The organism is Sphingobium sp. B2 (assembly GCF_007693735.1).
Classification (GTDB): Bacteria; Pseudomonadota; Alphaproteobacteria; order Sphingomonadales; family Sphingomonadaceae; genus Sphingobium; species Sphingobium xenophagum.
In genome coordinates this window covers 2,088,257-2,112,871 of sequence record NZ_VDBZ01000001.1, presented here as the reverse complement: position 1 = coordinate 2,112,871, position 24,615 = coordinate 2,088,257, and the positions used below count along the sequence as shown (strand labels likewise).

At 63.2% G+C, this 24,615-nt stretch carries 28 protein-coding genes and 1 pseudogene; 18 read left to right on the top strand and 11 right to left on the bottom strand.

What is annotated here, in order from left to right; all coding sequences use genetic code 11:
• Nucleotides 1–15: 15 nt before the first annotated feature.
• Nucleotides 16–1,395 (bottom strand): alanine/glycine:cation symporter family protein, encoded by a 1,380-nt coding sequence (locus tag FE851_RS10170; protein WP_145204319.1) that lies wholly within the window; start codon nucleotides 1,393–1,395, stop codon nucleotides 16–18.
• Nucleotides 1,396–1,518: 123 nt separating this feature from the next.
• Here FE851_RS10170 and glmM point away from each other — a divergent pair, with 123 nt between their 5' ends.
• The 5 genes from glmM to FE851_RS10145 all read left to right on the top strand — a co-directional run bounded on the left by glmM (nucleotide 1,519) and on the right by FE851_RS10145 (nucleotide 5,425).
• Nucleotides 1,519–2,859 (top strand): phosphoglucosamine mutase, encoded by a 1,341-nt coding sequence (gene glmM / locus FE851_RS10165; RefSeq protein WP_017182175.1) that lies wholly within the window; start codon nucleotides 1,519–1,521, stop codon nucleotides 2,857–2,859.
• Nucleotides 2,860–2,973: 114 nt separating this feature from the next.
• Nucleotides 2,974–3,198 carry a DUF1272 domain-containing protein gene (locus FE851_RS10160; protein ID WP_017182174.1) on the top strand — a complete coding sequence of 75 codons (225 nt, stop codon included), beginning with the start codon at nucleotides 2,974–2,976 and terminating at the stop codon, nucleotides 3,196–3,198.
• Entirely contained in the window at nucleotides 3,195–3,962 is a 768-nt protein-coding gene (gene thiD, locus FE851_RS10155; protein ID WP_017182173.1) for a bifunctional hydroxymethylpyrimidine kinase/phosphomethylpyrimidine kinase, read from the top strand. Before FE851_RS10160 ends, thiD begins: the two co-directional genes overlap by 4 nt.
• Nucleotides 3,955–4,554, top strand: a complete 600-nt coding sequence (locus FE851_RS10150; protein WP_186378797.1) for a ribonuclease HII — start codon at nucleotides 3,955–3,957, stop codon at nucleotides 4,552–4,554. Before thiD ends, FE851_RS10150 begins: the two co-directional genes overlap by 8 nt.
• A gap of 223 nt (nucleotides 4,555–4,777) precedes the next feature.
• A complete protein-coding gene (locus tag FE851_RS10145) occupies nucleotides 4,778–5,425 on the top strand; it encodes a L,D-transpeptidase family protein (RefSeq protein ID WP_145202115.1) in 648 nt (215 codons plus the stop codon).
• Between the two features lie 193 nt (nucleotides 5,426–5,618).
• Here FE851_RS10145 and FE851_RS27270 read toward each other — a convergent pair whose 3' ends face one another.
• Nucleotides 5,619–5,954: a flotillin domain-containing protein gene (locus FE851_RS27270; protein ID WP_409994482.1), complete on the bottom strand. Its 336-nt coding sequence runs from the start codon at nucleotides 5,952–5,954 to the stop codon at nucleotides 5,619–5,621.
• A 352-nt stretch (nucleotides 5,955–6,306) separates the two neighbouring features.
• On the opposite strand from FE851_RS27270, the gene FE851_RS10140 reads away from it, so the two are divergent.
• Nucleotides 6,307–6,618, top strand: a complete 312-nt coding sequence (locus tag FE851_RS10140; protein ID WP_145202110.1) for a hypothetical protein — start codon at nucleotides 6,307–6,309, stop codon at nucleotides 6,616–6,618.
• Between the two features lie 16 nt (nucleotides 6,619–6,634).
• Here FE851_RS10140 and FE851_RS10135 read toward each other — a convergent pair.
• From FE851_RS10135 to ispH, 7 genes and pseudogenes are all read right to left on the bottom strand, one after another.
• A pseudogene (locus FE851_RS10135) lies at nucleotides 6,635–6,751 on the bottom strand (IS5/IS1182 family transposase); the annotation flags it as partial.
• A 271-nt stretch (nucleotides 6,752–7,022) separates the two neighbouring features.
• The gene (gene ahpF, locus FE851_RS10130; RefSeq protein ID WP_145202107.1) at nucleotides 7,023–8,603 is read right to left on the bottom strand and encodes an alkyl hydroperoxide reductase subunit F; all 1,581 of its coding nucleotides are present in this window, start codon (nucleotides 8,601–8,603) and stop codon (nucleotides 7,023–7,025) included.
• Nucleotides 8,604–8,695: 92 nt separating this feature from the next.
• Nucleotides 8,696–9,259: an alkyl hydroperoxide reductase subunit C gene (gene ahpC, locus FE851_RS10125; protein ID WP_017184095.1), complete on the bottom strand. Its 564-nt coding sequence runs from the start codon at nucleotides 9,257–9,259 to the stop codon at nucleotides 8,696–8,698.
• A 106-nt stretch (nucleotides 9,260–9,365) separates the two neighbouring features.
• Complete coding sequence (betI, locus tag FE851_RS10120) at nucleotides 9,366–10,055, bottom strand: transcriptional regulator BetI (RefSeq protein WP_017184096.1); 690 nt, start codon at nucleotides 10,053–10,055, stop codon at nucleotides 9,366–9,368.
• Nucleotides 10,056–10,128: 73 nt separating this feature from the next.
• On the bottom strand, nucleotides 10,129–10,578 hold the full coding sequence (gene rnhA / locus FE851_RS10115) for a ribonuclease HI (RefSeq protein WP_145202104.1): 450 nt from the start codon (nucleotides 10,576–10,578) through the stop codon (nucleotides 10,129–10,131).
• A gap of 106 nt (nucleotides 10,579–10,684) precedes the next feature.
• Nucleotides 10,685–11,662, bottom strand: a complete 978-nt coding sequence (gene thrB / locus FE851_RS10110; protein ID WP_145202101.1) for a homoserine kinase — start codon at nucleotides 11,660–11,662, stop codon at nucleotides 10,685–10,687.
• A 3-nt stretch (nucleotides 11,663–11,665) separates the two neighbouring features.
• Nucleotides 11,666–12,625, bottom strand: a complete 960-nt coding sequence (ispH, locus tag FE851_RS10105) for a 4-hydroxy-3-methylbut-2-enyl diphosphate reductase (protein ID WP_145202098.1) — start codon at nucleotides 12,623–12,625, stop codon at nucleotides 11,666–11,668.
• Between the two features lie 183 nt (nucleotides 12,626–12,808).
• Here ispH and FE851_RS10100 point away from each other — a divergent pair, with 183 nt between their 5' ends.
• The 11 genes from FE851_RS10100 (at nucleotide 12,809) to tatC (ending at nucleotide 21,894) form a co-directional block, all read left to right on the top strand.
• A complete protein-coding gene (locus FE851_RS10100) occupies nucleotides 12,809–13,417 on the top strand; it encodes a hypothetical protein (protein ID WP_026149387.1) in 609 nt (202 codons plus the stop codon).
• A 115-nt stretch (nucleotides 13,418–13,532) separates the two neighbouring features.
• Nucleotides 13,533–15,260, top strand: a complete 1,728-nt coding sequence (argS, locus tag FE851_RS10095; RefSeq protein ID WP_145202095.1) for an arginine--tRNA ligase — start codon at nucleotides 13,533–13,535, stop codon at nucleotides 15,258–15,260.
• A 21-nt stretch (nucleotides 15,261–15,281) separates the two neighbouring features.
• Nucleotides 15,282–16,004: an SPOR domain-containing protein gene (locus FE851_RS10090; protein WP_145202092.1), complete on the top strand. Its 723-nt coding sequence runs from the start codon at nucleotides 15,282–15,284 to the stop codon at nucleotides 16,002–16,004.
• Nucleotides 16,005–16,053: 49 nt separating this feature from the next.
• Entirely contained in the window at nucleotides 16,054–16,602 is a 549-nt protein-coding gene (locus tag FE851_RS10085) for a TetR family transcriptional regulator (RefSeq protein WP_145202089.1), read from the top strand.
• Nucleotides 16,603–16,688: 86 nt separating this feature from the next.
• Nucleotides 16,689–17,744, top strand: coding sequence for a Rieske 2Fe-2S domain-containing protein (locus FE851_RS10080; protein ID WP_145202086.1), 1,056 nt, complete (start codon nucleotides 16,689–16,691; stop codon nucleotides 17,742–17,744).
• 57 nt (nucleotides 17,745–17,801) lie between these two features.
• Nucleotides 17,802–18,815 carry a beta-N-acetylhexosaminidase gene (gene nagZ / locus FE851_RS10075; RefSeq protein ID WP_145202083.1) on the top strand — a complete coding sequence of 338 codons (1,014 nt, stop codon included), beginning with the start codon at nucleotides 17,802–17,804 and terminating at the stop codon, nucleotides 18,813–18,815.
• Between the two features lie 217 nt (nucleotides 18,816–19,032).
• Nucleotides 19,033–19,809 carry a segregation and condensation protein A gene (locus FE851_RS10070; protein WP_107123724.1) on the top strand — a complete coding sequence of 259 codons (777 nt, stop codon included), beginning with the start codon at nucleotides 19,033–19,035 and terminating at the stop codon, nucleotides 19,807–19,809.
• On the top strand, nucleotides 19,806–20,399 hold the full coding sequence (gene scpB / locus FE851_RS10065) for an SMC-Scp complex subunit ScpB (RefSeq protein WP_145202080.1): 594 nt from the start codon (nucleotides 19,806–19,808) through the stop codon (nucleotides 20,397–20,399). Before FE851_RS10070 ends, scpB begins: the two co-directional genes overlap by 4 nt.
• A gap of 27 nt (nucleotides 20,400–20,426) precedes the next feature.
• Nucleotides 20,427–20,678, top strand: coding sequence for a twin-arginine translocase TatA/TatE family subunit (locus FE851_RS10060; protein WP_017184109.1), 252 nt, complete (start codon nucleotides 20,427–20,429; stop codon nucleotides 20,676–20,678).
• A 32-nt stretch (nucleotides 20,679–20,710) separates the two neighbouring features.
• On the top strand, nucleotides 20,711–21,118 hold the full coding sequence (gene tatB / locus FE851_RS10055) for a Sec-independent protein translocase protein TatB (protein ID WP_130752135.1): 408 nt from the start codon (nucleotides 20,711–20,713) through the stop codon (nucleotides 21,116–21,118).
• Entirely contained in the window at nucleotides 21,115–21,894 is a 780-nt protein-coding gene (gene tatC, locus FE851_RS10050) for a twin-arginine translocase subunit TatC (RefSeq protein WP_017184111.1), read from the top strand. The genes tatB and tatC overlap by 4 nt, the downstream gene beginning before the upstream one ends.
• A 72-nt stretch (nucleotides 21,895–21,966) precedes the next feature.
• On the opposite strand, the gene FE851_RS10045 is transcribed toward tatC, so the two are convergent.
• Entirely contained in the window at nucleotides 21,967–22,095 is a 129-nt protein-coding gene (locus tag FE851_RS10045) for an entericidin A/B family lipoprotein (protein ID WP_130752136.1), read from the bottom strand.
• Nucleotides 22,096–22,446: 351 nt separating this feature from the next.
• The gene (locus FE851_RS10040) at nucleotides 22,447–23,451 is read right to left on the bottom strand and encodes a cell wall hydrolase (protein ID WP_145202077.1); all 1,005 of its coding nucleotides are present in this window, start codon (nucleotides 23,449–23,451) and stop codon (nucleotides 22,447–22,449) included.
• 157 nt (nucleotides 23,452–23,608) lie between these two features.
• On the opposite strand from FE851_RS10040, the gene FE851_RS10035 reads away from it, so the two are divergent.
• A complete protein-coding gene (locus tag FE851_RS10035; protein WP_017184114.1) occupies nucleotides 23,609–24,604 on the top strand; it encodes a cysteine synthase A in 996 nt (331 codons plus the stop codon).
• Nucleotides 24,605–24,615: the final 11 nt, after the last annotated feature.

The following is a 24,615-nucleotide window of genomic DNA, read 5'->3' as shown; positions in this document are numbered from 1 at the left end:
GAGAAAGCCCCGCCCTTATCCGGCGGGGTTTTCTTTATCCGCCAGATAGGCGCGCACGTCCCGGCGCAATTCGCCCGCGCACAGATATAGCGCGATGACATTGGGGATCGCCATCAGGAAGAAGCTGCTGTCGACAATGTCGACGACACGGCCAAGGTCGATCGCTGCTGCGGGCGGCAGGGCGACGATGTAGAGGATTTTATAGGTCCATTGCGCGCGCGGACCATGGCCGAACAGATAGCCCCAGGCTTGCAAGCCGTAAAATCCCCAAGCGACCAGCGTCGAATAGGCGAACAGAAACACCACGACCGCCAGCAGCCAGGGGAACCATGGCGACACCTGCGCAAAGGCGGCGGAGGTAATCGCAATGCCCTCCAGCCCCATATTCCATGTCCCCGCGACGACCAGCGCCAGACCGCCCAACGCGCACACGATCATGGTGCCGAGCAGGGGTTCAAGCAGCGCGACCAGCCCTTCGGACACGGGGTGGCGCGCCCGTGCCAGACTGTGCGCCATCACGGCCGATCCGACGCCCGCCTCACTGGCGAACACCGCGCGGCGCATCCCGGCGACGAACGCGCCCACAGCGCCACCTGTTGCCGCCTGGCCATTCCACGCCCCGTCCCAGATCAGCGCCAGCGCACCGGGGATGGCATCCAGATGCAGGATCAGGATCGCCAGCACGCCAGCCAGATAGACCGCGACCTTGAGCGGGGTCAGCCTTTTGGCGACTTCCCCCAGCCAGGCCGCGCCGCCCAGCGTCACCAGCGCGACGGCCCCGGCCAGAAACACGCCATAGGCCCATCCGTTGGTCAGGCCCGTCACCACCTTCACTTGCGCGAAACTCTGATTGACCTGCACCATCGGTATGGCACCGAACAGCGCGAAAAAGGCGTAGGCACCGCCTAATATCATGCCGATTTTTGGCCATCCGCGCGCAGCGCCGACGGATTTGAGTACATACATCGGCCCGCCATGGACATGACCGGCATCGTCGAAGATGCGATATTTGAGGCCCAGCGTGACCTCCGCCATCTTCACCGTCATCGCGAACCAGCCGATGATGAACATCCACAATATCGCGCCCGGTCCACCCATGGTCAGCGCCACCGCAACGCCCGCGATATTGCCAAGCCCGATCGTGCCGGACAGCGCCGTGCTGAGCGCTGCCCACTGGCTGACATCGCCCTTTGCCTCGCCCTTGTCCGGCTGGGTCCGCAATATGCGGATCGCGCGGCCGACCTGGGTGATATTGGGAAAGCCCAGCCACAGGGTGAAGAACAGCATCGGCAGCGCCAGATACAGCACGATCAGTTCGATCTGCGCGCCTGCCACAGGCACCTTGAAAAACACCGCGCCCGACAGCGCGTCGATAAAGCCATTGAAACTGTCCATCGCGCGGGGATGCCGCGAGGCTGCTGGAAAGTCGATCAAGAAAAACTTGGCTTTCGCTCATCCCGCTCGTCCCGAACGGTTCTGGGGTTGATACCGGGCGTCTCTCCGGTGCATGAGAAACGCATGACCAGACGATATTTCGGCACCGACGGCATACGCGGGCGCACCAACGCATGGCCGATGACGGCGCAACTGGCGATGCAGGTCGGCATGGCGGCGGGCACCCATTTCCAGCGCGGAGACCATCGCCATCGCGTTGTGATTGGCAAGGATACGCGGCTTTCGGGCTATATGGTTGAAAATGCGCTGGTCGCTGGCTTTACCGCGGTGGGCATGGACGTGGTGCAGTTCGGGCCGATCCCGACGCCCGCTGTCGCGATGCTGGCCCATTCGATGCGCGCGGATTTGGGCGTCATGATTTCCGCCAGCCACAATCCCTATTTCGACAATGGCATCAAATTGTTCGGCCCGGACGGCTACAAGCTGTCGGACGAGGATGAATTGAAGATCGAGGCGCTGATCGAGCAGCAGGTGCCGCTGGCTGCGTCCAAGGATATTGGCCGTGCCCGCCGGGTCGAGGATGCGCGTGGCCGCTATATCCATGCGGTCAAATCCAGCTTTCCCGCCGACCTGCGGCTCGATGGCCTGAAAATCGTGATCGATTGCGCCAATGGCGCCGCCTATCAGGTCGCGCCGTCCGCTTTATGGGAACTTGGCGCGACCGTCGTGGCGGTTGGCGTCAATCCCAATGGCACCAACATCAATGACGGCTGCGGATCGACCGCGCCCCTGCTGTGCCAGGAAACCGTCGTATCGTCGGGCGCGGACATTGGTATCGCGCTGGATGGCGACGCGGACCGGCTGATCGTGGTCGATGAGAAAGGCCAGATCGTCGATGGCGACCAGATCATGGCGCTGATCGCCGCCAATTTCGCGCGCGCGGGCACGCTGCGCGGCGGCGGTTTGGTGGCGACGGTCATGTCCAATCTGGGGCTGGAGCGTTTCCTGACCGGGCAGGGCATTGCCCTCGAACGCACCAGCGTGGGCGACCGCTATGTGCTGGAGCGGATGCGCAGCGGCGGCTTCAATGTCGGCGGTGAGCAGTCGGGCCATATGATCCTGTCCGATTATGCGACCACCGGGGACGGTACGGTCGCGGCGTTGCAGGTGCTGGCTGCGCTCGTCCGGTCCGGCAAGCCCGCCAGCGAGACGCTGCATCAGTTCGATCCGGTGCCGCAATTGCTCAAAAATGTCCGCTTTTCCGGGGGCAAGCCGCTGGAGCATGACGATGTCCGGCGCGTCATTGCGCAGGCGCAGGCGGAACTGACCGGCGTTGGCCGGCTGGTCATCCGCCCGTCCGGTACGGAACCTGTGATCCGGGTGATGGCCGAAGGCGACCGGGAGGAACAAGTGCGCGACGTTGTCGATCGCATCTGCGCCGCGGTCGAGAAGGCGGCGGCGTGAGGCCTGTTGCCAACCGTCATCCTGACGAAAGTCAGGATCCAGAGTCTCTCTCGCAGCGCCCGGCGCTCTTGATCCGGGATCAGGTCCGGCATGACGAGGATGGGAGGTGGCTCCATGCTTGAAATGCGCCCCGATTGCGAACGCTGCGGCACGGACCTGCCCGCCGATGCGCCCGGCGCGTTCATCTGCTCGTTCGAATGCAGCTTCTGCGCGCCCTGTGCCGAGGCGCTGGACGATCGCTGCCCCAATTGCGGCGGCGAACTGATGGACAGGCCGACCCGCACCGGCAAGGCGCTGGCGGGCAATCCCGCGTCCACCGTGCGTTACTTCAAGGGATGAGCATCGCGCGCATTTTGATCATCGCCGGGTCCGACAGTGGCGGCGGCGCGGGCATACAGGCGGATTTGAAGGCCGTGACGATGCTGGGCGGTTTCGCTATGACCGCGATCACCGCGATCACGGCGCAAAATACGCTGGGCGTGCAGGGCGTGCATCCGGTGCCCGCCGACATGGTGCTGGCGCAGATGCGCAGTTGCATCAGCGACATTGGCGTCGATGCGGTGAAGATCGGCATGATCGGGTCAGCGGAAACGGCGATGGCGGTGGCCGATCTGCTGACAGGTTTGCGCGATGTGCCGATCGTCTTTGATCCGGTGATGGTGGCGACCAGCGGGTCGGTGCTGGCCGATGCGGAAACGATCGCGGCGTTCGAGAAACTGATGGCGATCGCCACGCTGGTGACGCCCAATATCCCCGAACTTCTGGCGCTGGGCGGGGAGCGGGTTGCCGCCCGCTTTGGCACGCATGTTTTGGCCAAGGGCGGGCATGGCGTCGGCCCGGTGCTGGTCGACCGGCTGCTTGGTCCCGATGGGCTGGTCACCGACTGGACCGATCCGCGCATCGACACGCCGCACACCCATGGCACCGGCTGCACCCTGGCCAGCGCGATCGCGACCGGGCTGGGGCAGGGGATGGCGCTGCCGGGCGCGATCGCGCGGGCGCGGGCCTATGTGCGCGCGGCGTTGACGATCGCGCCGGGGCTGGGTGGCGGGCATGGGCCGATGGGCGCGCCGCGCGGGTTCGAAGCGCCCTTCCGTGCCTGATTTCGCCCATGAACTGCGCCACCATCCGGGGCTGGTCGCCGGAGTGGATGAAGCGGGCAGGGGGCCGCTCGCCGGGCCGGTGGTCGCGGCGGCGGTGATTTTGCGGGCGGAGGATTGCCCGGAGGGGCTGGACGACAGCAAGGCATTGTCGGCCAAGCGCCGCGCCGCGCTGGAGGCGGAGATCAAGGCGCGGGCGCTGTGCTGGGGGCTGGGCGTCGCCAGTGTCGAGGAGATCGACCGGATCAACATATTATGGGCCACGATGCTGGCCATGACCCGCGCGGTCGAGGCGCTGGGGCGCGATTGCCAGCATGTCCTGGTCGATGGCAACCGCGTGCCCGACTGGCGCTGGCCCGCCACCCCGGTCGTGGGCGGGGACGCGCGGTGCCTGTCGATCGCCGCGGCCTCCATCTTGGCCAAGGAAGCGCGGGACCGGATGATGCGGGAGGCGGCCGCCATCCACCCCCATTATGGCTGGGAAAGCAACAAGGGCTATGGCAGCGCGCAGCATCTCGCCGCGCTGCGCACCCATGGGCCAACGCCGCTGCACCGGCGCAGCTTTGCCCCCGTGGCGCAGATGCTGCTGATTTAAGGGCACTGTCCCACACAAGCTCCGTTCGTTTCGAGCGTAGTCGAGAAACAGGGCGCACCGTTTCTCGACATAGTTTATCCAGAGCATCTGCCGCAGGCGGGCAATCGAAGAGCTCGAAACGACCGGGGAACGCTGTTCTCTCCCCTGTCCCAAGTCGGGACCAATGCGGCAAAGCGCAGCGTCCCCCTCTGGCGCGACGCTGGCATATGGTTAAGAAAGGCTTATGCTTTTCGCCCGGTTGTTCGTCCTGTCATGCTGTCTGATCCTGGGCATGCCGTCCGCGCGGGCGGAACTGGCCGACCTGCCGCTGGCGCCGGGGGCGTATCGTTGGGCCGATGATGCCGCCGCCAGCGGGCCGCTCTACCTGATCATCAGCCTGGAACGGCAGCGCGTCCATGTCTATCGCGGCGACCGGCTGATCGGCGCGGCCAGCGTGTCCACGGGGACGAAGGGCCACCGCACCCCCACCGGCAGCTTCCCCATCCTGCAAAAGCGCCAGTGGCACCGCTCCAACCTCTACAGCAATGCGCCCATGCCTTTCATGCAGCGGCTGACCTGGGACGGCATAGCGCTCCACGCCGGGCATAATCCCGGCTACCCCGCCAGCCATGGCTGCATCCGCCTGCCCTATGCCTTCGCCCGGCAACTCTTCGCCCTGACGCAGATCGGCACACTGACGCAGGTGACCGCCAACCGTCTGAACGCCGCGATCCTGCTCGACCCGCTGGTGCTGGGCGACAAGGGGAGCAGCGTGGTGACGTTCGGGATGGAGGGCGGCATGGGCGGCAGCGCCATGCGGACGGGCGCGGCGACGCGGGTGCCGCTGCTGGAGATCGACCCGGATATTTTCGGGGTCTGGGGTCGGCGTTGAGGGGGCGGGCGGGGATTGGCCGGTAGCGGAATTTCGGGTTTCGGCTGTTGGATGAGGATAGCGGCCTGTCCGCTGGCAGGCAGCACATCAAGCAGCCAAGCAAATAGCTGCCGGTCGGCCCCGACCACAGTATGAAGATAGAAGTGCTGTGGAGATCGTTCGCCAAGGCTCTTCCAAAAATTTCCTGGCGGTATTACGCGTCTTTGGATGTTACGATAGTTTTGCCGCCCGCAGCAGGTGCTGATAGTGCTGGCGCGCCTCCCAACATTCCGTTCAGTCTCCCGCCAGACATCCCAAGTTCCGCAATCAAGGCATCGATCAACGGCCCACTAGCCCGGTAGAGCATTACCGCCGAAACTGCGGCATCGGCTAAGTTTCCATCGCCAGCGCTATCTTCTACGCTAACTTGACCGCCATGGAGGCCGCGAGCATTCAGAATAGCGACCCTTTCCTTGCGCCACTCAGCAGCGCCGTGATTCCAGCGAGCGGTGGAACAGACGCCTGATTGACTGATCCAGTCTGCCCTCAAAGACGAAGGCCGGCCACCGCCTGATCCGCTCGAAGAGTTTGGGAAGGATTTGAAAACCAGAGGTTACGCGGCGCGATGATGAGGCATAATCAGCTTCGCATCCGATTGGGATCATTCGCATCCAACGCTGTGACGCTTCCAACCTGCACGAACAAAACAAGATCCGACGCTGATTGCTCGTGTTCAACGTAGATTGCGCCGGCATCTAGAAGAAATCTGTCCATAATAGAGTAAAAAAATTGTTCATGATCATTAAACGCAAAACAAGAAAATTTTCGCCATTGACTTTTAAAACGATAAAACAAATAATAATAAAACCTGCTGTATTTATATTTATTACGGAGATTTTACAATGAAGATGATGAAAATTGCTTCTGTTGCTTTTGTCTCTTTTATTCTATCGGCGTATAATACGGCATATGCATATAATAATTTGGAAGAGTGCCTTAATGAGGCGGGGGAACAATATTATGAACAAATAAACCGCTGCTTGACCGGGCATTTTGGCGTTTGGGGTGATCCGGCGGAACGTGACTATTGCCAATACAGTGCTGGCCTTGAACATGATGCGAACCGGCAGAGCTGCTATGCTAGTTATCCCGACCAAATCTCTAATTTTCTTTTGATTGACAAAAGAAAAGAAATCTCTCTGGCTTACATCTAAAAGCCTGCCCTGAATCTCATGGGTAACGAGCGGTGCGTCGGATGAGGATGATGGCAGGGACGGCATATAGAAGCGCGGTTGCGGATTTTATGGTCCGCTCGAATTCTTTAGCCAAGCGGCGGTTATTCTTGATCTACGCGGAGGTGTGTTTTGTATTGGAGACGGCGCCCCATAGCGTTCGTTCCCACCCCGGTGCCAATCGGCAACAAGGGGAGCGTTGCCGATCGTCCGATTGGTCAAGCGAGAAAGGCCGTTCTTGTCAGGAACAGCCGTTCGATGATGGGAAACTAATGACCTGAATTGGCGCACTGCCGCCTATTCCCCAACCCACCCCAAAAAAGCGGCCGACCCGTCCCCGGATCGGCCGCTTCACATATGTCCAACTCGCTGTCGGACTTGTCCCGTCACGCCGCCTGTGCGGCTTCTTCGCTGGCGGGCAGGCGGATCAGATAGTCGAAGGCTGACAGGCCCGCCGTGGAGCCTGCGCCCATGGCGATGACGATCTGCTTGTAGGGCACGGTCGTGCAGTCGCCTGCCGCGAAGATGCCCGGCACGCTGGTTTCGCCGCGGGCGTCGATTTCTATTTCGCCGCGGGGGGAAAGGGCGACCGTGTCTTTCAGCCATTCGGTGTTGGGGACCAAGCCGATCTGGACGAAGATGCCTTCCAGTTCGATGTCATGTTCCTCGCCGCTGTTGCGGTCCTTGTAGGACAGGCCGGTGACGCGGTCGCCATTGCCGTCGACCTTGCTGGTCAGCGCCGATGTGATGATCTTGACGTTGGGCAGGCTGGCGAGCTTGCGTTGCAGCACCGCGTCGGCGCGCAGCTGGCTGTCAAATTCGATCAGCGTCACATGGGCGACGATGCCCGCCAGGTCGATCGCGGCTTCGACACCGCTATTGCCGCCGCCGATCACCGCGACGCGCTTGCCCTTGAACAGGGGGCCGTCGCAATGGGGGCAATAGGCCACGCCCTTGTTGCGATACTCGTCCTCGCCCGGCACGCCCATCTGCCGCCAGCGCGCACCGGTGGAGAGGATGAGCGTGCGGCCCTTGAGCGACGCGCCGTTTTCCAGCACAACCTCATGATAGCCGCCTTCGGTACGGGCGGGGATCAGCTTCGTCGCCTTTTGCAGGTTCATGATCTCGACGTCATAATCCTTCACATGGGCTTCGAGCGCGGAAGCGAGCTTTGGCCCTTCGGTGCGCGACACGGAGATGAAATTTTCGATGTCCATCGTATCGAGCACCTGGCCGCCGAAGCGTTCGGCGGCAACGCCGGTGCGGATGCCCTTGCGCGCGGCATAGATGGCCGCCGCGGCCCCGGCAGGCCCGCCGCCGACGATCAGCACCTCGAACGGGTCTTGGCGCTTGATCTTTTCCGCCGCGCGGGTGGCCGCGCCGCTGTCGATTTTGGCAACGATCTGTTCCAGTTCCATGCGGCCCGACCCAAAGGGTTCGCCGTTCAGGAAGATGGTGGGGACGGCCATCACCTTGCGCTCGTCCACCTCCGCCTTGAACAGCGCGCCGTCGATGGCGACGTGGCTGATGCGGGGGTTGAGGACGCTCATCAGGTTCAAAGCCTGCACCACGTCCGGACAATTCTGGCAGGACAGGGAGAAATAGGTTTCAAAGGCAAAGTCGCCGTCCAGCCCCTTTACCTGTTCGATCAGATCCTGCGCGGCCTTTGACGGGTGGCCGCCGACCTGGAGGAGGGCGAGGACGAGCGACGTGAACTCATGGCCCATCGGAATCCCCGCGAAGCGTACACCGATGTCAGTGCCCACGCGGCGGATCATGAAGCTGGGGACGCGCTTGTCAGTGCCGGTGGTCACGCTGACCTTGTCGGACAGGGCGGCGATTTCATTAAGCAGGTCATTGAGTTCGCGTGATTTGGCGTCGTCACCCAGAGAGGCGACGAGTTCGATAGGCTCACGGATGTTGACCAGATAGGCCTTGAGCTGCTGCGTCAGGGTGGCGTCGAGCATGGAATAATCCTTACGTTAGATACAATAATGGCCCGGAGCGGAGGAGAGGTTCCACTCCGAGCCACTTTGCGACCCGCTAGGGGAACGATAATTTAGATCTTGCCGACCAGGTCGAGCGAGGGGGCAAGGGTTTCTTCGCCTTCTTCCCACTTGGCCGGGCAGACTTCACCGGGGTGCGCGGCGACATATTGCGCGGCCTTCACCTTGCGCAGCAGTTCGGTCGCATTGCGGCCGACGCCTTCGGAAGTGATTTCCATGAACTGGATCACGCCTTCGGGATCGACCAGGAAGGTCGCGCGGTCAGCCAGGCCAACGCCGGGGCGCATCACGTCGAAATTATTGGTGATCGTGCCCGACTGGTCGCCCAGCATGTAATAGTTGATCTTGCCGATGGCGGGCGAGGTGTCGTGCCATGCTTTGTGGCTGAAATGCGTGTCGGTCGATACCGAATAGACTTCGACGTTGAGCGACTGGAGGGTCGGGTAGATGCCGGCCAGGTCTTCCAGTTCGGTCGGGCAGACGAAGGTGAAGTCGGCGGGGTAGAAGAAGAAGATCGCCCACTTGCCCTTCACGTCCGCGTCGGTGACGTCGACGAACTTGCCTTCCTTGTAGGCGGTCGCGGCGAACGGCTTGATGGTGGTGTTGATGAGAGCCATGGGCTTGTCAGTTCCTTCTGAGGGGTTGCTGTTGCCGACCCCATGTAGGGTAGCGGCTGAGTCGAGGGAAATTGGTTTTATCGGACTTGGAGAGTGAGAAAAACGATCACGGCTTATCTGATTGATCGATCCAGTCACCGCGCCCCGCGTCGCCCCGCCATTGCCCCAGCGCGAGCATCATCGCGCGCTCGACCATGGCCTGGGCTTCCTCGGCGGAGAAGGTCGTGGGATCGAGGCAGATTTCGAGCCACAGGCCATCGACCAGAGCAGTCAGGCTGATCGCCGCCAGGCGGGCGCGGTCCTGTGGCATTTCCGGCACGATCGCGCGCAGCAGCGCTTCGAGCTGGGCGCGGGTGCGCCGGTAGACATCGGCATGGATGGCGGCGATGCCGGGATCGGTCCTGACCAGGCTCCAGAAAGCGGTCCAGGTCGCGAGCAGATCGGGATCAAGGATGGGCGCGCGGAAATTGGCCTGAAGGCAGGCGCGGAGCTGGTCGCGCGGATCGTCGCCCGCTTCCTCGACCGCCTGTTCCAGCGCGGCGGACACACGCACGCCGACATCCTCATAGGTGGCGAGGATGAGGGCGTCGACGCCGTCGAAATAATGGGTGAGCAGGCCAGACGAAACACCCGCGCGCGCGCAGATGGCGCGAACGGACGTGCCAGCGACGCCTTTTTCGGCAAGGCACCGCGCGGTCGCTTCGATCAGCGCCTGTCGCCGCACGTCCGCGCTTTCGCGAATGAAGCGCGCGCGTGTCTTTGAAATTCCCTTACGGTTTACTGGCTTTTCTGTCATTTCTTCCCCCGAAGGCCCGCTTTGGGGTCTGGCGATGCGTCTGGCAAGATACGCTGTTGCTTCGGGCGTGTCTCTAACGGCGAAAACTGTCGGCCGCAGCGCTGGCCAGACGGTCGGCGCGTTCATTTTCGGGGTGGCCGGCATGACCCTTGACCCATTTCCAGGTCATTTGATGCGGGGCGGCGGCCTTGACCAGAGCCTGCCAGATGTCGACATTCTTGACCGGCTTGTTGTCGGCGGTGCGCCAGCCCTTCTTCTGCCAGCCGAACACCCATTTGGTGATGCCGTCCATCACATATTTGCTGTCGGTATGAAGAATGACGCGGCACGGCTTCTTGAGCGCGTTGAGCGCCTCTACCGCGGCCATCATCTCCATGCGATTGTTGGTGGTGAGTGCTTCGCCGCCCGACATTTCCTTTTCCGTGTCGCCAAAGCGCAGCACCGCGCCCCAGCCGCCCGGACCCGGATTGCCCTTGCACGCGCCGTCGGTGAAGATGTCGACGATGGGCAGGTCAGTGCTCATGCCGCGCGCTCCTGCACAGGCGGGAGCCCGGTACCGCCGCGAGGATAGGCAGGCATGGAACCGGGTTCCCGGCTGTGCGGGAATGCGTCGTTTTTGTCTGCTGCTCTCATGCGCCCAATAATTCCGCTGGATTGGCGCTGGCGTAGAAATCGAGGCGGCGCAGATAGGCGAGCGGATCCTTGCGGGTCACCAGCGCGTCGGGCGGCGTGTTGATCCAGTCATAGGCGCGGGTCAGCAGGAAGCGCAGCGATGCGCCCCGGCACAATATGGGGAAGGCCGCGCGCTCTGCGTCGGTCAGGCCATGGGCCGAGTCATAGCCAGCGCCAAGCGCCGCCGCGCGATCAGCAAAGAAGTTGCCGCCGTCATGGCTGAACACCCAGGCGCTGTGGGTGATGGCCAGGTCATAGGCGCGAATGTCGGTGCAGCTGAAATAGAAATCGATCAGGCCCGTCACCCTGTCGCCCAGCATCAGCACATTGTCGGGGAACAGGTCCGCATGGATGACGCTGCGGGGCAGGTCGGCGGGCCAGTGCGCGTCGAGAAAGGCGAGTTCGTCGCGGACGCGGGCGGCAAGGCTGGGGGCGATCTGATCGAAATCCTCACCGCATCGGGCCGCCAGATCATGCCATCCGGCAAGGTCCAGCGTGTTGCGCCGTTCGAGCGGGAAGCCCTCCGCCGCGCGGTGCAACTCGCCCAGTGCCGCGCCGGTCGCGCGCGCCTGTTCCGGGGTCGGCTCGGTCAGCGAAATGCCGGTCAGAAATTCGATCAGGCAGGCGGGGCGGCCCGACAAGGTCTGGAGCCGCTGACCGTCGCGATCGGCGATGAAGCGCGGCACAAGGCAGCCGCGTGCGCCCAGATGATCGAGCAGGTCCATGAAGAAGGGCAGGTCGGCCTCATCCACCCGCTTTTCATAGAGCGTGAGGATATAGCGGTGGCCAGAGCCATCATGGCCGGTGGTCTCCAGCAGATAATTGCTGTTTTCCACCCCTTCGGCGATCCCCTTGGCGGATACGAGGCGGCCTGCGTCGTAGCGGCTGAGGAAGGCGTCAATCTCTTCGGCGGGAACATGGGTATAGACGGCCATGGTTCAGACGGTCTCCAGCCCGCGTGGCAGCTTGAAAGCGATGGTCTCGCGCGCGGTTTCAACCTGTTCCTCGGTCACGGTGAAGCGGCTGGCGATTGCGTCGACCACTTCGCGCACCAATATTTCGGGTGCGGATGCCCCGGCGGTCAGGCCCAGCGTCGTGACGCCGTCCAGCCAGCCAAAATCGATGTCGTCGGCGCGCTGGATCAGGCGGGCTGGCGTGCCTTCGCGTTCGGCGACTTCGACCAGTCGCAGGGAATTGGAACTGTTGGGCGCGCCGATGACATAGAGCGCTTCGCAACGCGCGGCGATCGCCTTCACCGCTGTCTGGCGGTTGGATGTGGCGTAGCAAATATCCTCGCCCTTGGGCGCGACGATCGCTGGAAAGCGCTCTTGCAGGGTGGCGACGATCGCGGCTGTATCATCGACCGACAGGGTGGTCTGGGTCAGGAAGGCGAGATTGGCAGGATCAGTGGGGGTAAAGACCTGCGCGTCCTCGACCGTTTCGATCAGGGTCATGGTGCCGTCCGGCACCTGGCCGAACGTGCCGATGACTTCGGGATGCCCCTTATGCCCGATGAACAGGATGTGGCGGCCATCCTTGACTTGCCGTTCGGCCTGGCGATGAACCTTGCTGACCAGCGGGCAGGTGGCGTCGAGATAGGAAAGGCCGCGTTCCTCCGCCTTGGCAGGGACGGCCTTGGGCACGCCATGGGCGGAAAAGACCACCGGCACGCCGTCGGGCACCTGGTCCAGTTCCTCTACGAAGATCGCGCCCTTCGCCTTCAGACTGTCCACCACATATTTGTTATGGACGATTTCATGGCGGACATAGACCGGCGCGCCATAGGTTTCGATCGCCCGTTCGACGATGATGATGGCGCGGTCGACCCCGGCGCAGAAACCGCGCGGTGCGGCGATCAGAAGGGTCATGGGCGGGCGGGCGGCGGCGCTGTCGGTCATGGCTTTGCGCTTAGGCGAATGTGGGCCGGGAGGAAAGCCGCTTCCTTGCGGTTGCGCGAGGGGCGGGGGATGGATAAGGAAGCGCAAAGCTTCTGGCCGACGGGCCATGCCAAGGAATTTCTGCCTGTGCCAAGGAACATCTGCCTGCCTCATACTGCCCTGAACCGTGTTGTTGTGACCGGCATGCTGGCTCTGGCCCTGGCGGGCTGTTCGCGCCGGGGTGAAATCGACGCATCCGGCGGTATCGTCGCTGTGCGCTCTGCCTGCCCGACGGCGGCCGTCCCGGCCTATACCGGCGACATCACCCTGTTCAATCCGGCCCAGAGCCGCGATGCTTCCGCGATCGACGTGGTGGCCGACATTACCAATCTGCGCTCGACCTGCGCCGATGGGGCGCAATTCTATACCGAAGCGAGCTTCACCGTGAACGCCCGGCGCAGCGACGCCAGCGTGGCGCGGCAAGTGACGCTGCCCTATTTCTCCGCCGTGGTGCGCGGCGGCAACAGTGTGATCGCCAAGCGGGTCGGCCAGGTGACGCTGAACTTTGCCGCGGGCGAGTATCGCGCCAGCGCGCAGGCGAAGGCGGGCTCCTATGTCGACAAGGCATCGGCAACGCTGCCCGCCGACATCCAGGCCAAGATCACGCAGAAGCGCAAGGCGGGCGACGCGGATGCCGCGATCGATCCCTTCGCCCAGCCAGAGGTCAAGGCGGCGCTGCAACGAACCAGTTTCGAGCTGCTCGTGGGGTTCAACCTGACCCAGGACCAGCTCCAATATAACGCCACGCGTTAACGGCCAGCCCATCATCCGTTCGGGCTGAGACAAGTCGAAGCCTTGCACTTCTTGAAGACAAGAGCAGCCCTTCGACAGGCTCAGGGCGAACGGGACTTGTAGAAAGTTTCGTCTCGTGTCCCTCTATACCCGTTTCACCGCCCATCTCGACACTGTGCTGGACATATTGGAAGCCGACGGCGTCCTGCCTGCCGGCCTCAATCGCAAGCCGGTGACGGTCGAGCCGCCGCGTGACGCCAGCCATGGCGATCTGGCGACCAATGCCGCGATGGTGCTGGCCAAGCCGGCGGGGACGAACCCGCGCGCGCTGGCCGAGGCGATTGTCGGCAAGCTGGAGGGGCTGGCCGAGGTCGAGAGCGCGTCGATCGCCGGGCCGGGCTTCATCAACCTGACGCTGACCGACGCGACATGGCGCTCGGAGCTTTCCGTGATGGCGGAAGAGGGCGACGATTATGGCCGGTCCGACATCGGGCAAGGTGTCACGGTCAATGTCGAATATGTTTCCGCCAACCCGACCGGCCCCATGCATATGGGGCATTGCCGGGGCGCCGTGGTGGGTGACGCGCTCGCCACCCTGCTGGAATATGCCGGGCACAAGGTGATCCGCGAATATTATATCAATGACGCTGGCGGTCAGGTGGATGTCCTCGCCCGATCGGTGCATCTGCGCTACGCGCAGGCGCTGGGCGAGGATGTGGGCGAAATCCCTGAGGGTCTTTACCCCGGCGATTATCTGGTGCCGGTTGGGCAGGCGCTGGCTGCTGAATATGGCGACCGCTTCTTGAAGGCGCCGGAAGCCGACTGGCTGGTCAAGTTCCGCAGCTTTGCCGTCGCAAAGATGATGGACATGATCCGCGCCGATCTGGCGCTGCTGGGCATCCATCACGACATTTTCGCGTCCGAGGCCGAATTGCAGGCGGCGGGCAAGCCTGACGAGGCCGAAGCCTGGCTGCGCGCGCATGATCTGGTCTATGACGGGGTGCTGGAAGCGCCCAAGGGCGAATTGCCCGATGACTGGGAGCCGGTCGTGCTGCCGCTGTTCCGGTCGACCAAATTTGGCGACGATCAGGACCGGCCGATCAAGAAGTCCAACGGCAGCTGGACCTATTTCGGCGCCGACATGGCCTATCATTATCAGAAGGCCCAGAGCGCCGATCAGCTGATCGACATATGGGGCGCGGACCATGCCGGGACGGTAAAGCGCATCCAGGCGGCGGTCGCGGCGCTGACGGAAGGCAAGGCGCGTTTCGACGTGAAGCTTATCCAGATGGTGCGGCTGCTGCGCGATGGCGAGCCGGTGAAAATGTCCAAGCGCGCGGGCAATTTCGTGACGCTGGCCGATGTCGTGCGGGAAGTGGGCAAGGATGTCGTTCGCTTCACCATGCTGACGCGCAAGGCCGATGCGCAGATGGACTTCGACTTTGCCAAGGTGGTCGAGGCATCGAAGGACAATCCGGTCTTTTACGTCCAATATGCCCATGCCCGCATTTCATCGCTGGGACGGCGGGCGGAAGAGGCGGGGATCGAGCTGCCAGCCCCGGACCTGTCCCTTCTTGGGACGGCAGAGCTGGGCCTCGTCAAGCTCGCGGCGCAGTTCCCCCGTGTGGTCGAAGGCGCGGCACTGACCCGCGAACCGCATAGAATTGCCTTCTATCTCAATGATCTGGCTTCGGCCTTTCACGGCTGGTGGAATATGGGCAATGATGATCCGCGCGCGCGCGTCATTCTGGCCGACGATCCAGCCGTTACGTCGTCGCGGCTTTTCCTGAGCCGTGGAATAGGGCAGATTATGCGCAATGGCCTTGCGCTGATGGGCGTGGCGGCATTGACTGAGCTGAACTAAAGGCGGGCGGAGTTTCGGACGATGGGCGATTATGCACGAGGCCGGCTGGATTTTGACGATGAGGACCGGCTGCCCTGGCTGGAGCCTGCGGTCGATGACGAGGATGACAACAGCATCTCGCCACTACGGCTGCTGAGCCTGATCCTGCTCGGTCTCGCGCTGATCGGTGTCGTGGTGGCCGGGATATGGTGGTTGCAGAACCGCAATGGTCCCGGCGCTGCGGGTGAGGGCCAACTGATCGAGGCGCCCGCGGACAATTACAAGATCGCCGCCAATGAGGCTGACGCGAAGAAATTCGACGGTGAGGGCGATGCGAGCTTTGCGGCAAGCGAGGGCGTGCCGCGCGATGGACGGATTGACGCCAGCCGCGTCCCCGAAGCACCGATCGCCAAGACCGCGCCCGCGCCCACCGGCGCCAAGCCGGCCGTCCCGGCCAAGCCCGCACAGAGCGTGACCGCGCGCGTCGCCGACGAAACCAGCGATCGCGCGACCGTGGCGCCCAAGGCGGCGAGTGGCGGCGCGCTGATCCAGCTGGGCGCCTATGGCAGCGCGTCCGGCGCAAAGGATGCCTGGACCAGATTGTCCAAGCGCTTTGCCTATCTCGCCCCGCTCGCCATGACCGTCGAACCGGCGGAAGTTGGCGGCAGCACCGTCTATCGCCTGCGTGCGAGTGCTGGCGGGCAGGCCAGCCTGATCTGCGGCAAGCTGAAGGTGGCGGGCGAAAGCTGCATGGTGGTGAACTGAGCCTTCGCGTTGCGATGGACATAGGCGTCATGCTGTCCGAAGGAAGGGCATGACCGAACGGAAACTGACCCGCGCCGCGATCGCGGCGGCGGCGCTGGATGTGCTGAACGAACAGGGGCTGGACCAGTTAAGCCTGCGCAAGGTCGCGGCGCGGCTGGATGTCAAAGCGCCCTCGCTCTACTGGCATGTCGCCGACAAGAATATGTTGCTGGCGCTGCTGGCCGAAAGCATCTTTGCAGATTGCCTGTCGAAAATTCCGGCCTGTGCCGACTGGCGCGACTGGTTGCGCGCGTTCGGCAAGGCGCTGTGGCAGGCGCAGAATGCAACGCGCGACGCGGGGCGCTTGATCCTGGGGGCGGGGCAGCCGGTCGAGGTGCTCAAAGCGATGCAGGATGCGACCAGCGCGCCCCTGATTGCGCTGGGGCTGGAACCGGAGCGCGCCATGATGATGCAGGCGTCGGTGCAGGCGCTGGTCACTGGCTGGACCACGTTCGCGCAGGGACCGAACGCGGCCTATCTCCAATCCCAATTGCCCATCGACGCCGCCTTTGCCGAGGGGTTGGACGCGCTGATCCATGGCCTTGATCCTGTTCCCTAACAGTGTTAGACTAACATCGTTAGTTTAGCTGGCCCGGCACCAATCGCGACAGACGAGGATGCCGGCCTTTGTCAGGGAGAGATGCCATGTACCCATTTCGGGAAGGGTCGTTTGCCGTTCGCAATGGCTGGTATGTTGCCGCGTTTCGCAACGAACTTGGCCGTGACCTGCTGGCGCGGACGATCCTGAACCAGCCGGTCGTCCTGTATCGCAAGGAAGATGGCGAGGCGGTTGCGGTCGGCGGGCGCTGTCCGCACCGGCATTTCCCCCTGGGCAAAAGCTGTCTGAAGGGTGATGCGATCGTCTGTGGCTATCATGGCATCGCCTTTGGCGCGGATGGCCGGTGCGTCGATATTCCATCGCAGGATGTCGTGCCGCGCGCCTACAAGATCCCGACCTATCCATTGGTCGAGCATGGGCTGTGGGCGTGGATATGGATGGGGGACGCGGACAAGGCCGATGTCGCGCTGCTGCCCGATCTGGAGGAGATCGGGGTGACTGCGGCGGGCATGACGGCGCGGCCCTTCTATGTGCAGGAGGTGCAAGGGCGCTACCAGTTGCTCAACGACAATCTGCTCGACCTGTCGCACCTTGCCTTCCTCCACGCCAGCAGCATCGGCACGGTGGAAAATGCGCAGGCGCCTGAAGAACTGGTCAAGCGCCCCGGATTTCTGAGTTGCCGCCGATATATCCGTAATGCCGACGCGCCTGCCGTGATGGCGGCGACCGGGCGCTATGCGGGCAAGATCGACCGGGTGACGGGGATGGATTTCTACCTGCCGGGCTTTCATGCCGGGATTGGCGACATGGCCTATCCGCAGGACCACCCCGAACATCCCGGCGAGATGATCGTGACGAGCCGGGTCTATCACGCCGTCACGCCCGCGACGCCGCATAGCTGTATCTATTTCTTCGCCATGGCGTCCGAAGATGTGGCGGGCATGGATTTCATGTTCGATTATCTGAAGCCCGTGCTGGAGGAGGACAAGTTCGCCACTGAAGAGATTGAGAAGATGCTGGCGATCGTCGGCGAGAATCCCGACGAACTGCTGATCAAGACCGATCGCAACGCGGTGGAGGGGCGGCGCATGTTGCAGGCGATGATGGACGCGGAAAGGTCGGCGGCGGCTGCGCCAGCCTGATCGCCGTTCATCAATTCGCCTTCGACAGGGGCGGGACTTGGCGCTACCATCTGCCGCATGAAACCCGTGATCTTCGGCCTGTCCGGCGCAACACTGACCCCTGACGAACGCGCTTTTTTCGCGGATTCACAACCGGCCGGTTATATCCTGTTCCGGCGCAACATCATCGATCGGGCGCAGCTTCGCGCGCTGACCGATGAATTGCGGGCGCTGCATGGGCGTAACGACCTGCTGATCATGATCGATCAGGAAGGGGGGCGGGTGGCGCGGATGCAGCCGCCGGTCTGGCCTGCCTTTCCGGCGGGAGCGGTGTTCGACCGGCTTTATGACGTCGCGCCGTCCAGCGCGATCGCCGCGGCGCGCGCCAATGCCCGTGCGATCGCGCTGACGCTGGCGGAGGTCGGCATTACCGTCGATGCGCTGCCGTTGCTCGACGTGCGGCAGGATGGGGCAAGCGACATCATGGGCGATCGCACGCTGGGCGCCGAGCCGATGCGGGTCGCCGCGCTGGGGCGGGCAACGCTGGAAGGGCTGGCCGATGGCGGGGTGGTAGGTATCGTCAAGCATATGCCGGGCCATGGCCGGGCGCTGGTGGACAGCCATCTGGAATTGCCGGTGGTGCGCGCGGATGCCGATATGCTGGCGAGCGATCTGCAACCGTTCGAGCGCTTGCGCGACGCGCCGATGGGGATGACCGCGCATGTGGTTTACACCGCCTGGGACGCGCAGCGCCCCGCCAGCCTGTCGCCGACCGTGATCGAGGATGTTATCCGCACGAGGATCGGCTTTGACGGGCTGCTCATGTCCGACGATCTGGACATGAAGGCGTTGCAGGGCAACATCCCCGATCTGGCGGCGGGCGTGGTCGCTGCGGGGTGCGATCTGGCACTCAACTGCTGGGGGCGGATGGACGACATGCTGGGCATTGCCGACCAGTTGCCGGAGATAACGGACGTAGCGCGCGCGCGGCTCGACCGGGCGATGGGGTCGGTCGAGCGTGGCGGCGATCAGCCGGAACTGGCGGAGTTGCTGGCGACGCGGGACAGTCTGCTGGGGTTGGTGGCGGCTTGAGGGGCGAACTCGAAAATGCCTCCCATAGGGCGACGACCATTGCGCATGACGTTCGGTTATCCCTCCAACGTCATGCTGAATTTACTTCAGCATCCATTTCTCGTCACAAGCAACTGTGTGAGCTGGAAAAATGGATCCTGAAACAAGTTCAGCATGACGGTGAAATAGAGGGCCGTTTCATATGCCATAATCCTGGCCCATGCGGGAGGGACTAGACGTGGACGACCTGTTCATTGCCCCGGCCATTCCCAGCCCCGACACGCTGACCGTCAGTTTCGATGCGTGGGAAGGGCCGCTGGACTTGCTGCTGACGCTGGCGCGGTCGCAGAAGGTGGATTTGCGCGAGATTTCGATTCTGGCGCTGACCGAACAATATCTGAAGTTCATCGACGGCGCGCAACAGGTGAAGCTGGAACTGGCCGCCGATTATCTGGTGATGGCAGCGTGGCTGGCCTATCTCAAATCTGCGCTGCTGCTGCCGCGTCAGGAGCAGGCCGATCCCAGTCCCGAAGAACTGGCCCTGCGATTGCAATTGCGGCTGCAACGGCTGCATGCGATGCGCGATGCGGCGGCGCGGCTGATGGCGCGCGACCGGATCGGGCGCGACGTGTTCGTGCGGCGCAATCCCGAAGGGCTCCGGCTGGTGCGCAAGGCCAAATGGCAGGCGAGCCTTTACGACCTCATCCAATCCTATGGGCAGATCCGCGCCCGGACCCAGCCCGTCGTCCACACCATCGCGGTGCGGCCAGTCATGACGCTGGACGAGGCGATCCAGCGGGTCGGTGCGCTGGTCGGCGCGGCGATTGACTGGACGCGGCTGGAGGCGTTTCTGCCCGCCGGGCTGGACAATGCCAAGGCAAAGTCGGCGCTGGCCAGCAGCTTTGTCGCGGCATTGGAACTGGCCCGGCAGGGGCGGCTGGAAATCCAGCAGGACGGGATTTTCCAGCCCATTTTTCTGCGCGCCGGGGTGCCGGACATGGAGGCGGGGGCATGAAGGGGGAACCCGACGATTATCTGCGCGCGGTAGAGGCGGCGCTGTTCGTCGCCGAAGCGCCGCTGACGCTTGCGGAATTGAGGCTGCATGTCGGCGATGCGGGCGATCTGGCGGCGGCGCTCCGGCAATTGGCGGACGATTATGCCGGGCGCGGCATCAACCTGGTGGAGCGGGGCGGTCGCTGGCATTTCCAGACGGCGGCGGACCTGGCGCATATATTGCGGCGCGAGAAGGATGAGGCGCGCAAATTATCGCGCGCGGCGATGGAGACGCTGGCGATCATCGCCTATCATGAGCCGGTCAGCCGCGCCGAGATAGAGGCGATAAGGGGCGTTCAGGTGGCCAAGGGAACGCTGGACGTACTGATGGAGGCAGGCTGGGTGCGTCCCGCCGGACGGCGCGAGGTGCCGGGACGACCGCTCATCTATGCGACGACCGTAGATTTTCTGTCACATTTCGGGCTTAGCAGCCGCCGGGACTTGCCCGGTATCGACGATCTGCGTGCGGCCGGGCTGCTCGATCCGGTCGATTTGGTGCTGGAGGGTCTGGGCGGGCAATCCGTTCTGGAAAATGACGATGATGTGGCCTAGATAGGTTGCCTTACAGGAGTATTTGAAATGGGTTCCTTCTCGCTGATGCACTGGGTGATCGTGCTCCTGGTCGTCATGCTGCTGTTCGGTGGCGGCCGGATTTCCGGCCTGATGGGTGACGTGGCCAAGGGCATCAAGAGCTTCAAGAAGGGCATGGCGGACGATGACGACGATGTCGCCCCGGCCAAGCCCGCAACCCGGCTGGAGGGCCATCGCGTGCCCGAACAGGATGCGGGGACAACGGCGACCGGCGCTACCGAAGAAAAGACCAAGGCCTGACGTTCAAGCGCCGGGTGGTAAGGTAGCCACGCATGTTTGGTATCGATTCGACCGAGTTCCTGCTGATCGTCATCGTTGCGGTGATCGTGATCGGGCCGAAGGATTTGCCGCGCGCGCTTTACAAGGTGGGTCAGATCGTCGGCAAGGCGCAGGGCATGGCGCGCCATTTCCGCACTGGTCTCGACGCCATGGTGCGAGAGGTCGAGCTGGAGGAACTGGAAAAGAAGTGGGCCGCGCAGAACAAGCGGATCATGGAAGAGCATCCGCCAGAGGTCGCCGCTCCAGCCATGGAGGCGCTGCCGCCGCCGGATGTTGAGGCCGCGCCGGACGGCCCGCCGCCCTTCGTAGCGGAATCCGCGCCCGTGGCGCCGACGGCCGACGCACCCCCCTATCTGGCCGGGGAAGCGGCTGCTGACCAGAAGAGCGGGTCGGCGGCATGATCGGCGATATTGATGATAGCAAGGCGCCCTTGCTCGACCATCTGATCGAGTTGCGTGGCCGTTTGTTGAAATGCGTCTATGCGCTGGCGCTGACCGGCGCGCTCTGCTTCTATTTTTCCGCCGAACTGTTCGCGATCCTGGTCCATCCGCTCAAGGAAGCTTTTGGCGATGGCGGCGGCAAGCTGGTCTATACCAAACTGTACGAAGCCTTTTTCGTGCAGGTGAAGATCGCCTTTTTCGGGGCCTTCTGCCTGTCCTTCCCGATCATCGCCAACCAGCTATGGGCGTTCGTCGCGCCGGGCCTCTATGCCAAGGAGAAGAAGGCTTTGCTGCCCTTCATCCTGGCGACGCCCTTTCTGTTCGCGATGGGCGCGAGCCTTGCCTATTTCGTGGTGATGCCGACTGCCTTCCATTTCTTTCTGGAATTTCAGGGCGACAGCAGCGGTTTGCAGGTCGAGGCTTTGCCAAGCGCCGACGCCTATCTGGGGCTGGTGATGCAGTTCATCCTGGCGTTCGGTATCAGTTTCCTGATGCCGGTGCTGCTGATGCTGCTCAACCGGGCCGGTTTCGTCAGCCGCGCGCAGCTGATCAGCCTGCGCCGCTACATGATCGTAGCGGCCTTCATCCTGGCCGCCGTGCTGACGCCACCCGATGTCGTGTCGCAGCTTATGCTCGCGATTCCGCTGTTGCTGCTGTACGAAATCACCATCGTGGCGATCTGGTTCACCGACCGGCGGCAGGCCAATATGCAAGAGGTCGAGGAAGCGTCGACCTGAACAAAAAGCGGCCCGCCTTTTAAGGGGCGGGCCGATGCTAGGGGAGTTGGGTAGTCGTATTGCTGGCGGCGATCAATTCGCCGCCTTCTCCACAGCTTCGCCCGCGCTCTGCACGTCGCGGCCAGCGCCTTCGACGGTGTTGCAGGCGGCGACCATCAGCGAACCAGTGAGCAGCAAAGCTGCGAGGATCTTTTTCGTCATCGAAACTCTCCTTGAGAAACATGCGACCATATGGGGTGAGCCATGTTGGTGACGAGGAACAGAACCCGCTTCTTACACAAGCGTTCCGACCATCAAAAATTTAATGATTTCAACAGGAAGGTCGCCCAAAAAATCTGAGCCCGGAACGCGTCGGGGGGGGGGGAGGCGTTCCGGGCTCATATTATGTGGATAGCAAGAGCGGGGGGCAAAAGATTTGCTATCCGAAGTGAAGAACCCACAATGGCGCGGATCGGTTCCCGCGCTGCCCGGAAAAATGCATTTTTTAATCCCGCGTAATTCCAGACATTTGGCTGGTGCAGCGCGCGTTAACCTGAAAAAAGTTGGCGCTGCTCAGACGATCGGGCGGCCGCTGTTGCGATATTCTGGGCGGATAGTGGATTCCGGCAGGCTGTCTTCGCGAGCGGATGGCGCAGGACGGGCGACGGGCGCGATCCAGCCCGTCGATGGGTTCGCGGCGATTGCGTTGCCGACAGGTGCAGGCACGGCGAATGCTTCCACGGGCCCGACCGGCTTGGTCGGCCAGACCCGGTGCGCGGGACCGGAGATGGTTTCCCGCCCCAGATAGGGGGTGCGAAAAGCCGCCAATGTGCCGTTGAAGCCGGGATTGCGATAGAAGATATGCGCGCCGATCACTGCGACCGGGTGCAGGCTGGACGACCAGGCGGGGCGGACCGCCAGCGTGTGATAATGGGTCGCGAGGCCGACCGGGGCGTAGACGCGGCCCGCCAGTGCGTCCTGCGCGACCCGCCGCGCGCGCACCCATTGGGCAGCGGCAGGCAGGCGCGCCATCGCGCCGTCACAGCTGAAGGTGAACTGGCATTTATAGTCGGTGCGTTCGGAGCCTTCATAGACGACGCCGCACACCGTATTGGGCCAGAGCTGGCTACGTACGCGGTTGAGCACGACCTGTGCGACGGCCCGCTGGCCATCGTCCGGCTCGTTGCCCGCTTCATAATAGATGGCGGAAGTCAGGCAGTTGAGCGCGCGATAGCTGTCGAGGCCGGTCATGCCGCGAAAGATGGCGGCGGGCGCGGCCTTCACCTCGTCCAGCCCCATGACATGCTCACTTTGCACCGTCTGCGCGCCGGGAACGGGATCGAAAGCGCCTTCTGCAAAGAAGAAGGCCGAGCCGGGGAAGTTGGCGGCGGCCTCTTCGGCCGGGTCGTCATGGGACTGCTGCCCGTCGAGCATGTCGAGCGGGGCGGCGGTAATGAAGCGCGGTGCGACGAGCGCGGCAAGGACAAGGGCGACGATGCCGCTGCGTCCCTTCCACCCGATCGCGCCCATGTCCAGATCCTTCATATGCGGCGACGCACCGTCGCCCATGCCGCCCATAGACGCATTTCCTTTCCACTTCCTCCCCCGATTCCGCCCTGTGCCGTGTTGGGACAAGGTGAGGGGCGGGGGTTAACGCGGCGGTGAAATCGCCTCTTTTGACCGCGCATCATTCCCTTGCTTGGCAAAGGCGTATGGGGTCCGCTATGCGTGCGCCATGCTGCTACAATCCAATAGTCTCGCGCTGATCGGCAATACGCCGATGGTGCGCCTTGCCGGTCCCTCCGCTGCGACGGGCTGCGATATTTTCGCCAAGTGCGAATTTGCCAATCCCGGTGCGTCGGTGAAGGACCGGGCTGCGCTGTTCATCGTCAATGATGCCGAGGAGAGGGGGCTGCTGAAGCCCGGCGGCACCATCGTCGAAGGGACGGCGGGCAATACCGGCATCGGCCTCGCGCTGGTCGCCAATGCCAAGGGGTACAAGACGATCATCGTCATGCCCGAAACCCAGAGCCGCGAGAAGATGGACACGCTGCGCGCGCTGGGAGCGGAACTGGTGACGGTGCCCGCGGCGCCCTATTCCAATCCGGGGCATTTCGTCCACACCTCGCGCAGGCTGGCGGAGGAGACGGAAGGCGCGATCTGGGCCAACCAGTTCGACAATATCGCCAATCGCAAGGCGCATATCGTCGGCACTGCCGAGGAAATCTGGACCCAGATGGAAGGCCGGATCGACGGCTTTACCTGCGCTGCGGGCACGGGCGGCACGATTGCGGGCGTGGGGTTGGGCCTCAAGGCCAAGGATGAGGCCATCACCATTGCGCTGAGCGATCCGCACGGCGCGGCCCTGTATCAATATTATGCCTGTGGCGAACTGAAGGCGGAGGGTAGCTCTGTTGCCGAAGGGATCGGGCAGGGTCGGATCACCGCTAATCTGGAAGGCGCGCCGATCGACACGCAGTTCCGCATTTCCGACGAGGAAGGGCTGGAGTGGGTCCGTCGCCTGCTGGCGGAGGAAGGGCTGTGCCTGGGCCTTTCGTCAGGCATCAATGTCGCGGGCGCGGTGGCGCTGGCGCGGCAGTTGGGGCCGGGGAAGCGGATCGCGACGATCCTGTGCGATACCGGCTTTCGCTATCTGTCGACGCTATACAACCGGCAATGGCTTGAATCTAAGGGCTTGACGGTCTTTCCCTGGCTGGCGCAGACTGCATGAGCGCCGACACG

Bases quoted from the DNA above. Each gene is read 5' to 3' on its own strand.
- FE851_RS10170 (WP_145204319.1), bottom strand. From the start codon at position 1,395: ATGGACAGTTTCAATGGCTTTATCGACGCGCTGTCGGGCGCGGTGTTT.
- glmM (WP_017182175.1), top strand. From the start codon at position 1,519: ATGACCAGACGATATTTCGGCACCGACGGCATACGCGGGCGCACCAAC.
- FE851_RS10160 (WP_017182174.1), top strand. From the start codon at position 2,974: ATGCTTGAAATGCGCCCCGATTGCGAACGCTGCGGCACGGACCTGCCC.
- thiD (WP_017182173.1), top strand. From the start codon at position 3,195: ATGAGCATCGCGCGCATTTTGATCATCGCCGGGTCCGACAGTGGCGGC.
- FE851_RS10145 (WP_145202115.1), top strand. From the start codon at position 4,778: ATGCTTTTCGCCCGGTTGTTCGTCCTGTCATGCTGTCTGATCCTGGGC.
- FE851_RS10140 (WP_145202110.1), top strand. From the start codon at position 6,307: ATGAAGATGATGAAAATTGCTTCTGTTGCTTTTGTCTCTTTTATTCTA.
- ahpF (WP_145202107.1), bottom strand. From the start codon at position 8,603: ATGCTCGACGCCACCCTGACGCAGCAGCTCAAGGCCTATCTGGTCAAC.
- ahpC (WP_017184095.1), bottom strand. From the start codon at position 9,259: ATGGCTCTCATCAACACCACCATCAAGCCGTTCGCCGCGACCGCCTAC.
- betI (WP_017184096.1), bottom strand. From the start codon at position 10,055: ATGACAGAAAAGCCAGTAAACCGTAAGGGAATTTCAAAGACACGCGCG.
- rnhA (WP_145202104.1), bottom strand. From the start codon at position 10,578: ATGAGCACTGACCTGCCCATCGTCGACATCTTCACCGACGGCGCGTGC.
- thrB (WP_145202101.1), bottom strand. From the start codon at position 11,662: ATGGCCGTCTATACCCATGTTCCCGCCGAAGAGATTGACGCCTTCCTC.
- ispH (WP_145202098.1), bottom strand. From the start codon at position 12,625: ATGACCGACAGCGCCGCCGCCCGCCCGCCCATGACCCTTCTGATCGCC.
- FE851_RS10100 (WP_026149387.1), top strand. From the start codon at position 12,809: ATGCTGGCTCTGGCCCTGGCGGGCTGTTCGCGCCGGGGTGAAATCGAC.
- FE851_RS10090 (WP_145202092.1), top strand. From the start codon at position 15,282: ATGGGCGATTATGCACGAGGCCGGCTGGATTTTGACGATGAGGACCGG.
- FE851_RS10085 (WP_145202089.1), top strand. From the start codon at position 16,054: ATGACCGAACGGAAACTGACCCGCGCCGCGATCGCGGCGGCGGCGCTG.
- FE851_RS10080 (WP_145202086.1), top strand. From the start codon at position 16,689: ATGTACCCATTTCGGGAAGGGTCGTTTGCCGTTCGCAATGGCTGGTAT.
- nagZ (WP_145202083.1), top strand. From the start codon at position 17,802: ATGAAACCCGTGATCTTCGGCCTGTCCGGCGCAACACTGACCCCTGAC.
- scpB (WP_145202080.1), top strand. From the start codon at position 19,806: ATGAAGGGGGAACCCGACGATTATCTGCGCGCGGTAGAGGCGGCGCTG.
- FE851_RS10060 (WP_017184109.1), top strand. From the start codon at position 20,427: ATGGGTTCCTTCTCGCTGATGCACTGGGTGATCGTGCTCCTGGTCGTC.
- tatB (WP_130752135.1), top strand. From the start codon at position 20,711: ATGTTTGGTATCGATTCGACCGAGTTCCTGCTGATCGTCATCGTTGCG.
- tatC (WP_017184111.1), top strand. From the start codon at position 21,115: ATGATCGGCGATATTGATGATAGCAAGGCGCCCTTGCTCGACCATCTG.
- FE851_RS10045 (WP_130752136.1), bottom strand. From the start codon at position 22,095: ATGACGAAAAAGATCCTCGCAGCTTTGCTGCTCACTGGTTCGCTGATG.
- FE851_RS10040 (WP_145202077.1), bottom strand. From the start codon at position 23,451: ATGGGCGGCATGGGCGACGGTGCGTCGCCGCATATGAAGGATCTGGAC.
- FE851_RS10035 (WP_017184114.1), top strand. From the start codon at position 23,609: ATGCTGCTACAATCCAATAGTCTCGCGCTGATCGGCAATACGCCGATG.